Source organism: Microbispora sp. KK1-11, assembly GCF_006874435.1.
Lineage (GTDB): Bacteria > Actinomycetota > Actinomycetes > Streptosporangiales > Streptosporangiaceae > Microbispora > Microbispora catharanthi.
The window spans coordinates 164565-175329 of sequence record NZ_VIRJ01000020.1; the positions used below are offsets into that span (position 1 = coordinate 164565).

General features: G+C 69.2%; 11 protein-coding genes. 4 read left to right on the forward strand and 7 right to left on the reverse strand.

Annotated features, from left to right (window positions below; translation table 11 throughout):
• Positions 1 to 4: 4 nt before the first annotated feature.
• Together aroC and FLW16_RS26510 are read right to left on the reverse strand one after the other, a co-directional pair.
• Positions 5 to 1183, reverse strand: a complete 1179-nt coding sequence (gene aroC / locus FLW16_RS26505; protein ID WP_221891302.1) for a chorismate synthase — start codon at positions 1181 to 1183, stop codon at positions 5 to 7.
• Between the two features lie 92 nt (positions 1184 to 1275).
• Positions 1276 to 1998: an A24 family peptidase gene (locus FLW16_RS26510; RefSeq protein WP_185949604.1), complete on the reverse strand. Its 723-nt coding sequence runs from the start codon at positions 1996 to 1998 to the stop codon at positions 1276 to 1278.
• Positions 1999 to 2194: 196 nt separating this feature from the next.
• Here FLW16_RS26510 and FLW16_RS26515 point away from each other — a divergent pair, with 196 nt between their 5' ends.
• Entirely contained in the window at positions 2195 to 2434 is a 240-nt protein-coding gene (locus FLW16_RS26515; RefSeq protein WP_142562847.1) for a hypothetical protein, read from the forward strand.
• A gap of 13 nt (positions 2435 to 2447) precedes the next feature.
• Here the strand turns inward: FLW16_RS26515 and FLW16_RS26520 are convergent, their stop codons facing one another.
• The 3 genes from FLW16_RS26520 to FLW16_RS26530 are packed head-to-tail and all read right to left on the reverse strand — an operon-like array spanning position 2448 to position 5089.
• Positions 2448 to 3011 carry an SseB family protein gene (locus FLW16_RS26520; RefSeq protein WP_142562848.1) on the reverse strand — a complete coding sequence of 188 codons (564 nt, stop codon included), beginning with the start codon at positions 3009 to 3011 and terminating at the stop codon, positions 2448 to 2450.
• A gap of 36 nt (positions 3012 to 3047) precedes the next feature.
• Positions 3048 to 4154 (reverse strand): ring-opening amidohydrolase, encoded by a 1107-nt coding sequence (locus tag FLW16_RS26525; RefSeq protein ID WP_142562849.1) that lies wholly within the window; start codon positions 4152 to 4154, stop codon positions 3048 to 3050.
• Positions 4154 to 5089, reverse strand: a complete 936-nt coding sequence (locus FLW16_RS26530) for a carbamate kinase (protein ID WP_260615600.1) — start codon at positions 5087 to 5089, stop codon at positions 4154 to 4156. The genes FLW16_RS26525 and FLW16_RS26530 overlap by 1 nt, the downstream gene beginning before the upstream one ends.
• Positions 5090 to 5326: 237 nt before the next feature.
• Between FLW16_RS26530 and FLW16_RS26535 the strand changes: the two genes are divergently transcribed.
• A complete protein-coding gene (locus FLW16_RS26535; protein WP_185949605.1) occupies positions 5327 to 5968 on the forward strand; it encodes a TMEM175 family protein in 642 nt (213 codons plus the stop codon).
• On the opposite strand, the gene FLW16_RS26540 is transcribed toward FLW16_RS26535, so the two are convergent.
• Positions 5952 to 6269, reverse strand: a complete 318-nt coding sequence (locus FLW16_RS26540; RefSeq protein ID WP_260615601.1) for a type II toxin-antitoxin system death-on-curing family toxin — start codon at positions 6267 to 6269, stop codon at positions 5952 to 5954. The genes FLW16_RS26535 and FLW16_RS26540 overlap by 17 nt on opposite strands.
• Positions 6270 to 6322: 53 nt before the next feature.
• On the reverse strand, positions 6323 to 7498 hold the full coding sequence (locus FLW16_RS26545) for a pyridoxal phosphate-dependent aminotransferase (protein ID WP_142562851.1): 1176 nt from the start codon (positions 7496 to 7498) through the stop codon (positions 6323 to 6325).
• Between the two features lie 699 nt (positions 7499 to 8197).
• Between FLW16_RS26545 and FLW16_RS26550 the strand changes: the two genes are divergently transcribed.
• Entirely contained in the window at positions 8198 to 10285 is a 2088-nt protein-coding gene (locus tag FLW16_RS26550; RefSeq protein WP_260615605.1) for a tetratricopeptide repeat protein, read from the forward strand.
• 195 nt (positions 10286 to 10480) lie between these two features.
• Positions 10481 to 10705, forward strand: coding sequence for a hypothetical protein (locus tag FLW16_RS26555; protein WP_142562853.1), 225 nt, complete (start codon positions 10481 to 10483; stop codon positions 10703 to 10705).
• Positions 10706 to 10765 lie beyond the last annotated feature (60 nt).

The following is a 10765-nucleotide window of genomic DNA, read 5'->3' on the forward strand; positions in this document are numbered from 1 at the left end:
CCTATTACTTGATGACCAGGGACGACAGGTAGCCCGCCAGGTTGCGCGCGACCTCTTCCACGGAGTCGCCGCCGAACTTCTCGACGGCCGCGTCCGCGAGCACGAGCGCCACCATCGCCTCGGCGACGATCGCGGCGGCCGGGACCGCGCAGACGTCCGAGCGCTCGTGGTGCGCCTTGGCCGGCTCGCCGGTCAGCACGTCGACCGTGGCGAGCGCGCGGGGCACGGTGGAGATGGGCTTCATCGCGGCGCTGACCCGCAGCGGCTCACCGTTGGTCATGCCGCCCTCGACGCCGCCGGCCCGGTTGGTCATGCGGCGCACGCCCTCGGGGGTGTTCTCGATCTCGTCGTGCGCCCGCGAGCCGGGGCGGCGGGCTGTCTCGAAGCCGTCGCCGACCGCGACCCCCTTGATCGCCTGGATGCCCATGAGTGCCGCGGCGAGGCGGGCGTCGAGGCGCCGGTCCCAGTGGGTGTAGCTGCCGAGGCCCGGCGGCAGGCCGTAGACGACGACCTCGACCACACCGCCGAGAGTGTCGCCGTCCTTGTGCGCCTTGTCGATCTCGGCGACCATCGCCGCGCTCGCGGCGGGGTCGACGCAGCGCACCGGGTCGGCGTCCACCGCCTCCATGTCGCCGGGGCCGGGCAGCACGTCGCTGGGCGCGCTCGCCTCGCCGATGGAGACCACGTGACTGACGATGTCGACTCCGAGCGCCTGCTTGAGGAAGGAGCGGGCGACCTGTCCGAGCGCCACCCGGGCGGCGGTCTCCCGCGCGCTGGCCCGGTCGAGCACCGGCCGGGCGTCGTCGAAGCCGTACTTCTGCATGCCGGCGAGGTCCGCGTGGCCGGGGCGGGGGCGCGAGCGCGGCGCGTTGCGCGCCTGGCCCTCCAGCACCTCCGGGTCCACCGGGTCGGCGGCCATGACGGTCTCCCACTTCGGCCACTCGGTGTTGCCGATGCGGATCGCGACGGGCGAACCGAGCGTGCGGCCGTGCCGTACGCCGCCGGAGATCGTCACCTCGTCCTGCTCGAACTTCATCCGCGCCCCGCGGCCGTATCCGAGACGGCGGCGGCGCAGCGCCTCGGCGAGGTCGGCGGTGGTCACCTCCACACCGGCGGGCAGGCCTTCCAGGATCGCGAGAAGCTCGGGGCCGTGTGACTCCCCGGCGGTCAACCAGCGCAGCATGGTGACAAGTCTTCCATGTGCGTCCCAGTGCGCCGCCCCCTGACACCCCCTTGACCATCCACGGGTGCCCCGATACCGGGAAACGGCCCGTCCTATATATCCGGAAAAGCCAGCGCCACGAGCATGCCCGCGAGCATGAACGGGCCGAACGGGAACTCGGTCGTGCGGGTGGCCTTGCGCGCCAGGAGCAGCCCCACGGCGTACAGCGCGCCGAGGACCTGGCCCGCCATCCCGGCGACGATCGTGGCCTGCACGCCGAGCGCCCCGGTGAGCAGCCCGATCAGCCCGGCCAGCTTCACGTCGCCGAGCCCGAGGCCCGTGGGGCGGGCGAACCACAGCACGGCGTAGACCGCGCCAAGCGCGCAGCCCGACGCCATCGCCGGCAGCAGGCGGCCCGACGGCGCGAGCAGGACCAGCAGGATCGGGTACGACGGCAGCGTGATCGCGTCGGGCAGTCGCCAGGTCCGCCGGTCGATCTCCGCGAGGGCGGCCCCCGCGAGAACCGCGTACAGCCACGCGGCGAGCACCCAGCCGTCGTGGACGCGCCAGGTCACCAGCGCCGCGGCCAGCGCGGTCGCGCCCTCGATCACGTACGGCGGGCGGGGCAGCGGCACGGCGCGGGCCGCCGCGGCGAACGCCGGCAGCGCCTCCCCGCGGAGGCCGCCCGGTTCCCCGCAGGGCCGCGCTCCCGGCTGTGCTCCGGGCTGTGCTCCCGGCTGCGTCTCGAACCCCGCGGCGACCGCCCGGGCGTACGCTCCCGCGACCAGGCCGAGGACGGCGGCGGCGAGGACGGCGGCGAGGACGAGGAGGGACACGCGGCCGACCCTAACGCCCGCGCGCCGCCACCGCCCGGGGTGCGCGCTGCCCTGTGGACAGACCGCGCTTCTGCGGACGACCCCGCACCTGTGGACGACGGACCCGGCGCCGCTCGCCGTACCCCACGGCGAAAAGGCCGAAGCCAGTAGGCTGATCGCGAAAGCACTTCGCCGATGAGGCCGGAAGGACGGCGCAATGACAGGGCCATCCCTGACCGTGCTGGCACCGATTCTCGTCCTGATCGCGGCGTGCGCGGTCGACGCGTGGGTCTACGCGGATGCCAAGGAGCACCTCAGGCGGGGCCACCCCGCGGTCTTCACCTTCGGGCCCGTCCGGATAGCGACGCCCGAGGCATGGTTTCTGGGATGCCTCATCATGTGGGCCGTCTTCTTCCCGCTCTACCTGACGGTCACCGGGCGCAATCCCTTCCGCTAGCGCATGGGCGGGGTCAGGCGCGGCGGCTCCACCAGCGGCGGCGCTTCTCCTCCGCGGTCCCCAAATGGGCCACCGTGGCGCCCGGCACCTCGCGGGCGAGCCGGTCGACGGCGGAGGCGTCCCTCTTGGCCTCCTCCACCGTGGCGAGGGCCTGCAGCAGGCCGCCCTCGATCACGAACGGGACCGGCCCGGCCACGTCCACCACGACGGCGGCGGCGTTCTCGTGCCGCGCCGCCTGGCAGACCTGCGGGGCCGTGGCCTGCACAGGCCGGGCGTCCGGGCGCCACCTGCGCATCGGCTCGGTCCCGGTGAAGGCGAGCACGGCCTCACGACCGTCCTTGCCGACCAGTTTCGGGAGGGCCATCTCGCTCTCCTTCTCCTGGCGCAGGCCGTGCTCCCCCACTTCCGACTCGGTGAGCAGCGCGACCACGGGCACCAGCAGCCTCGTCCCGGCGAGCACCGCCAGGACGTCGGCCGCCGTCGCCGTGCCGGCCTGGAACGCCGACAGCGCCGACGCGACGGACGCGTCGGTGCCGCCGTCGTCGTCGGGGCGCAGGGGCTGCGGAATCGATGGCACGTCTCCCGACCCTACCCAAGGACCGCGCCGGTGGTGTCAGCCCAGGTCGGCTATGGCGATCACGGGTCCTCCGCCGGACGGGCCCTGGTGCACCGCCGCCACGGAGACGAACACGGCCGGGTCGCCGGTCACGCTCGCCGCCACCCCGCCGACGGTCGCCTTGATCTGGCGGTGCCAGTGGACGTCGGAGTCGTCGAGCATGATGTTGCGCCGCCCGCGTACGCGGCCTGAAGGGTCCGCCTCGCACTTGATGAACAGGTTCACCAGCCGGTCGCCGAGATCATCTCGGTTCGGGCGCTCCGGCAGGTCGACGCCCGCCCCGCGGATGGCCTCCCAGATCCCGTCGGTGTCCAGGGCGTCCTTCATGACCGAGTGGCCGGCGCGGTAGCGCCCGCCGATCCCGCGTACGTTGCCCACCACGACGATCTGGGCCCGGTCGAGCTCGACGCCGCTGGAGCACGAGGCGACCGACGAGTAGAGCGACAGGTCCTTGTGGATCTGCTCGGCCGAGGGCGTCTCGATCTCCCCGAGCGCGACCGCGATGCCGAGCGCCGTGGTGGAGTTGGAGATGTCCATCGACTTCAGCGTGTCCTCGGTGACGACCGTCTGGCCGCGTTCCTTGGCGTCGGTGATCGTGGACAACGTGAGCAGCGGCGTCTTGGTCTGCACGTAGTGGACGTCGGCCGGGTCGTCGATGCCGGCGATCTTCATCGCCTCGCGCACCCCGGCGGCCACCTTCTCCACCATGGCGGGCCTGCCGATGTCCTCGGGGAGGATCACCTCGCTCATCGCCACGCCGACGCTCACCCGCGGCTCGTCGGTCCGTACGGCCGTGGCCGGATCGACGGTCGCGAAGATCGTCGCATGCGGGCTGAGCACGCCGTCGGTGCCGCCCGACCACACCAGGGGCACCTGTGCGGCCTCCTCGGCGGTACGCGTGCCCTTGGCCACGAGCACCTCGCGGAAGGCCCGGTCGGCCAGGATCCGCGTGTAGTCGTTCACGCCGCCGTTGCCCTCGGTCTTGCCGATGACGGCCAGCACGCGGTCGGCCTCGATCACGCCGTCGTCGATCAGCCTCGCCAGCCCGGAGGCGTCGGTGACGCTCTCGATGGGGACCTTCCGTACCTCGATCGGATCCGGCACTATCTCTCCACCCCTCTGTACACCCTCGTACCGATATTTCCTGACAGCGCGGCACCGATGTGGTGCAGCGAGGTGATCACGGCCCGTCCCCCGGTCTCCTCGGCGAAGCACAGGGCGGCCTCGACCTTGGGCCCCATGCTGCCTCCGGCGAAGTGACCGGCCGCCTGCAACCCGCGCAGGGCGGCCACGTCGATCTCCCCGATGGGACGGGCGCGGGGCGTGCCGAAGTCGACGGCGGCGTACGGCACGTCGGTCGCGATCACGAGGTCGGTGGCGCCGATGGCGACCGCAAGCGCGGCGGCGGCGAGATCCTTGTCGATCACGGCCTCGATCCCGGTCAGCGTGCCGTCCTCCCCTCGCACGACCGGCACTCCCCCGCCTCCCGCGGCGACGACGGTGAATCCGGCGTCGATGAGCGCGACGGCTGCGGGGGCGTCCAGGATCTCCACGGGCCGCGGCGAGGCGACCACCCGCCGCCATCCGCGGTCGAAGCGCCGCCACACCTGGCCGTGCCCCTCGAAACGGCGTGCCTCGTCCTGCCCGAAGTACCGCCCGATCGGCTTGACGGGGTCCTGGAACGCCGGGTCGGCCGGGTCCACGAGCGTGCGGGTGACGATCGCCGCCACCCGGGCGTGCCCCAGCTCGCGCTGCAGGGCGTTCATGATGAGCGTGCCGATCGTGCCCTGCGTCTGGGCCACGCACCAGTCGAGCGGCACGGGCGGCACGACGTGGGCGGCGAGCTGGTTCTTCAGCAGGAGATTGCCGACCTGGGGGCCGTTGCCGTGGGTGAGCACCACCTCGTGCCCGGCCCTCCGCAGCTCCGCCACGTCGGCCATCGCCTCGCCGATCGCCCGCTGCTGGTCGGCCGGGGACGCGCTCCCGTCGGGAGCCGTCATGGCGTTGCCGCCCAGTGCGATCAGTACGCGTCCGCCCACATCCGGAAACTATCCAGCCCCATCCGGGCCTTCATTGGCGAGTCTCGCCCACCCCTGCCGCATCCATGGGCAGATTTCACCAAGGTGGGCGAACAAGCCCGGCATCGAGCCGGCAGGGCCGTTCCCGCCGGGGTCCTGCGCATGACCGTCCCTTCGCCGGCCGGCTCTCCTCCGGCTCCCGTCCGAGGCGACTTCTGCCAGAATGCTCGCCACTGCCCCCCTCTCATGGAGATCCCCATGGCCACGCCTCAGGTGCGTCCCGGGCTCACGCACGAACGCGTCGGCGTCTTCGCCGACGCGATCTTCGCGATCGCCATCACGCTGCTCGCCCTGGAACTCCCCCGTCCCGAGGGCGAGGACTTCCAGCGGCTGGGGGCCTTCTTCGGCGACCACTTCGGCTCCTTCATGGCCTTCGCCATCGCCTTTCTCATGCTCTGGTTCGCCTGGCGGGCCCATCACACGCTGTTCGACCAGATCGAGCGGGTGTCCCAGTCGATGCTCCTGCTGCACATCCCGCTGCTGTTCTTCGTGGCCGTCCTGCCCTACACGACGTCGATCTTCGGCGAGGCCAACGCCGGCCACCTGCCGGCCGAGGCGGACGGCAGGGCCCTGGGGACCGGCCTGTTCGCCGGCAACGAGGCCGTCCTGCTGCTCTGCCAGGGCGCGCTGTTCACCCTGGTGCTGGCGCAGCGCCTGCACCGGCCGGACGCCAACCTGCGACGCCTGCGCGGCAACGCCTGGGTCTACTGGGCCATCGGGATCTACTGGCTGCTGACCGCCGCGGCGAGCGCGTGGGCGGCCACCGCGGTGCCCTTCCTGTGGCTGGCGACCCCGCTCGTCGCCGCCGGCACGGTCCGTGTGCTCAGGATGCGGCGGTGAAGCCGCGCAACACATCCGCGATCTCGTCGACCTCGGTGAGCTTCCCCGACGCCACCGCGATCACGAAGTCGTAGGCGGCGTCGTCGTCCTGCGGCTCGATGTCCACTCCGTTCTTCGCGCAGAGGACGTACGTCGTGAGCCAGCCCGCTCGCTTGTTGCCGTCCACGAACGGGTGGTTGGAGAGGATCGAGTGCAGGATGGCCGCGGCCTTGGTCAGCAGATCCGGGTAGGCGTCCCGCCCGAACAACGACGTCTGCGGACGAAGCAGCGCCGCCTCGAGAAACCCGATGTCAGTCTTCATCCTATGGAGCGGTATCACGCCGATACCATCGGCCGGGAGGTGACCCTCCGCCATCACGCCCGATCGCCGCCGAGGCGGCGCAGGCGGGTAACCGCCTCGTCGATGACCTCGTCCCGCTTGCAGAAGGCGAACCGAAGGAAGTGACGACCCCGCGCGGGGTGGTCGTAGAAGACCTGGGTCGGGATGGCCACCACTCCCGCCAGCTCGGGCAGCCGCCGGGCCAGCTCCAGACCGTCCTCGAAGCCGAGCGGCCGTATGTCGGTCTGCACGAAATAGGTGCCGGCCGGCCGGAGCACGTCGAAGCCGGCCTGCGCCAGGCCCGTCACGAGACGGTCCCGCTTGGCCTGCAGGGCCGCCCGCTGGGCCGCGACCCACTCCATCTCCTCCCGCAGGGCGTACGCGACCGCGGCCTGCCACGGAGCGTTCGCGGTGAAGGTGAGGAACTGCTTGACCGCCTGCACGGCGCCCGCGAGCGGCGCAGGAGCGCACACCCAGCCGGTCTTCCAGCCGGTGACGCTGAAGGTCTTGCCCGCGGAGGAGATCATGACCGTGCGCTCGCGCATGCCGGGCAGCGTGGCGAGCGGAACGTGCTCGACGCCGTCGAAGGCGAGGTGCTCGTAGACCTCGTCGGTCACCGCGATCAGGTCGTGCTCCAGGCAGATCCGGGCGACGCACTCCAGCTCCTCGCGGGTGAACACGGTCCCGGTCGGGTTGTGCGGCGAGTTCACCAGGATCGCGCGGGTGCGGGGCGTGATCGCGGCCTCCAGCTCGGCCGGGTCGAAGGTGAACCGCCCCGCGTCGACACGCAGCGTGACCGCCCTGCGTACGGCTCCCGCGAGCGCGACGGCCGCGGCGTAGGAGTCGTAGTAGGGCTCGAAGACGACCACCTCGTCGCCCGGTTCGCAGAGCGCGAGGATCGCGGCGGCGATGGCCTCGGTGGCGCCGACGGTGACGAGGACCTCCCCGTCGGGGTCGTAGGCGAGGCCGTACCACTGCTTGCGGTGCTCGGCGACCGCCTGGCGCAACTCGGGGAGGCCCGGTCCGGGCGGATACTGGTTGAGACCGCTCCGTACGGCCTCGACCGCGCGCTCCAGCATGCGCTCCGGCCCGTCGGTGTCCGGGAAGCCCTGGCCCAGGTTGATCGAGCCCGTCTCCACGGCCAGCTTCGTCATCGTGGCGAACACGGTCGTGCCGAACTCCCGCATCCGCCGCACCAGCGGCTCGTTCACGCCGTCAGCCTATCTGAAACCTTCTATATGTAAGCCAAGCACGCCTCGACAGCAGAATGCAGACGACGGGGACAACCGCCTCTCTGCCCGCACCGTGGCTATTAGGGCATGAGCCACGCGTAACACGGCAATTCTGTTACCCTGCTCCCCCAGATCGGGCGGCGAAGACTCCTCGGCTCACGATCAGCGGGAATCCCATGAACGGCATCTTCATACTGCACACTCCGGCCCCCGACTGCGCCGGCATGGCTTTGGAGGGGCTGCCGGACGACAAGCGAGCCGAAGGATTCACTTCGCCATTAATCACAGCTGATTGAACCACCAATTCGGCCCGGAGGCTAACTTCAGACCTGGCCGCCGGCACCGCCGGATCTGTAGCCCTTCATCTGTCCGGCGACGTGGCCACAGGCGCTTCCTACGAGTAATCTGTCGAGAAGGCGGCGGCACCGCCCTCGGGAAGAGCGTTCGAAGGAGCTGGTCTTGCCACGTCGTCGGACCTCTTGGGTTTTGACTACATCGGTCATCGCTGTCGTCCTGTTGCCGACGACGACCAACGTCGCCTCGAATGCTCTTCCCGATTCCTGGCGATCGAACCTGTGGCTGGCGTGGCCTATATGCATACTGCTCGCGATTCCCGTACTCATGATGGAGCTGCGCACACGGCACGGCACGTCTGCCGAACTTACACCTCCCCCAGTTATGGTCGCCCCGAACACCGACGCTCAGATATGGAACATCCCAGCACCCGTTAAGGACTTCAGCAATCGCAGAGCGGAGTTTCGCAGGATCGGCACGATACTGATGCGAGGAAGCGGTCGCGCGCTTCTGTTGTGTGGCATGGCAGGTGTCGGAAAAACGCAACTCGCTCTCGCTTACGCACATCGCCGACGATCGTCGATCAGTTTGGGATGGTGGATTTCGGCGGGTAGCCGAACGTCGGTGATCTCTTCCCTGGCAGAGCTCGGCAGCCAACTGAACCTGTCCTCCGCCACCGCCGAGTCCACAGCCAGGAGAGTTGTGGAGTCTCTGAGCGAGCGGGAGGGATGGCTACTGATATTCGATGACGCCAGGACCTGCGAGGACCTGCTGGATCTGGTACCTGTCACGTCAGGCGGTCAGGTCCTCATGACGTCCAGGAATCCACAATTCGATCGTCTCGCAGAGACTTTGCTCCTAGAGGTGTTTCCACAGGGAGAGGCCGCCCGGTTCCTACGCAACCGCGCCGGCGACAGCGACCAGGACTCCTCTGCGGAACTGGCGACAAGGCTTGGGGGCCTGCCTCTCGCGCTGGAGCAGGCGGGCGCCTACTGCCGTGACTCCGGCATCGGTCTCCGCGACTACCTGCAGCGCTACGACTCCAGTCGCGCGCGCCTGCTCCGGCAGGGCTCAGGCCACAATCGCGTCAGTGTGGAGGCGGCTGTCGAGCTCTCCTTCGACTGGGTCGCGAGACGCAATCTTGCAGCCATGCAACTCCTTCGCGTTCTCGCGTTCATGGCGCCGTCGGAGGTCCCTCGAAACCTGCCGGCGATGAACCCGTCCGTGCTTCCCCGTGCGCTCGCGCGCGCCTGTGCCGATGTCGTGGGCCTCGACGAGACCATCGCGACGCTCCTCCAGGCGTCACTTCTCACCTCCGCCACCGCCGAGCACATCCGTGTTCACCAGTTGATCTCAGACGTGCTCCGCGAGAGGGTCACAGCCGATGGGAACCGCAGGTTGCGATGGTTGCGCGCCCTGCGAACGGTATTTCTACCCGGAAGAGACTCGTCCTCGTCCTGGAGCGTCTCACGCTGGGTGAACGCCACACTGGCTCTCCTGTGGGCGGGCGTGCAGGTAGACGAGCGAGACCCGGACGGTTGGAGCCGCGCCGCCACCCTGCTTCCCCATGCGGACAAGGTCTGGACCCACCTGGCGAACGGAGAGGTGCCATTCGGCGAGAAAGAGAGGATTCTTGCCGCACAACTATTCGGCGAGCTTGGCATTCGACTGTTCCGAAGCGGCGACTACGCGGTGGCCGAAGAACTGTGCCGCCGAGCTCGGCGGATCGGCCAAGAGGCACTCTCGGACACGGACCCACGCCTGCTGCGCCTGACGAACTGTCTTGCGCAGGTCACTCACGGACTGGGAAATCTGAACGAAGCAAAAGACCTTTATGAGCAGATGCTCTCTGTGTACCGCCGCGACTACCGAGAGGATCACCCGGACACGATCCAGACGATGAATGATCTGGCCGGTGTCCTCATGGAGCAGGATGAGCGCCTTCCCGATGCAAAGCGCATATGCGAGCAAGTCGTCCTCGCGCGACTACGCGCACTCGGCGAACGCAATGTCCATACTCTTATGGCAATGAACAATCTCGGCAAGGTGTGCCGTCGTCTTCACGACCTCTCCACCGCCCATACTCTTGCCACAGAGGTAGTAAGGGTCGGAAGCGAGCTGTTAGGAGAGGAACATCCCGACAATCTCGTCTGGATGAACAACCTTGCGGAGGTGTCGCGTGTGCGGGGAGATCTGGAAGAGGCACATGCGCTCCATCAGAAAGTTCTCACGATGCGACGCAAGGTACTGGGTGAGACGCATCCCGCGAGCATCGTCTCCATGAACAACCTCGCCCGGGTCATGCGCCTGCTCGGCGACACGGCTTCTGCCCTCGAACTGTACGAAGAGTCTTTGAGACTGGCTCGTCAGGTCTTGGGGGAAGGTCACCCATCCTCGACCGCCGCCGAGAAAGGGGTGCGGGAGTGCCTCGCAGACCGTCACCGGCTGGACGATGGGAATCACTCCTCATAGGGTCGGACCTGAAGTAGTGCCGCCGTACAGGGGACCTACATACCTGCGCGAGCATCGAATTCAGACGACGCACGTCGCCTTCCATGGAGGCGAGTCCCTCCTCACCGGAACCGAGCGGCTCCGGCGAGCCTCACGTACGCTCCGCCAGCGGTGAGGGGTGTCTGCGACATCGACGGGCGTATTCACACCAACCGCGTGCTTCTGCCGCGTGCCTTCTGCGCATGCGCGGACGAGGACGAGGACGAGAACAGCCAGACCGAGTCACCTGGCCTGCGGCCATCCGACCTCATCGTCATCGAGGCCGACGGCTCCTACGAGCAGGCCGGCCTGCGGGTCGTGACGCCACTGTCTCCGGTCACGTCCAGGGAAGTGGTGTACGAGCTGCCACCGCGTGATCCGTTTCTGCAGGTTATGCGGTGAGGCTGTCCGGGAGCTGTTCCTGGTCCGGTGTGTCGCCGGGGATCACCCGTAGGCGGGCTT

Coding starts and splice junctions, on each gene's coding strand:
- aroC (WP_221891302.1), bottom strand. CDS start 1,183: ATGCTGCGCTGGTTGACCGCCGGGGAGTCACACGGCCCCGAGCTTCTC.
- FLW16_RS26515 (WP_142562847.1), top strand. CDS start 2,195: ATGACAGGGCCATCCCTGACCGTGCTGGCACCGATTCTCGTCCTGATC.
- FLW16_RS26535 (WP_185949605.1), top strand. CDS start 5,327: ATGGCCACGCCTCAGGTGCGTCCCGGGCTCACGCACGAACGCGTCGGC.
- FLW16_RS26540 (WP_260615601.1), bottom strand. CDS start 6,269: ATGAAGACTGACATCGGGTTTCTCGAGGCGGCGCTGCTTCGTCCGCAG.
- FLW16_RS26550 (WP_260615605.1), top strand. CDS start 8,198: ATGGTCGCCCCGAACACCGACGCTCAGATATGGAACATCCCAGCACCC.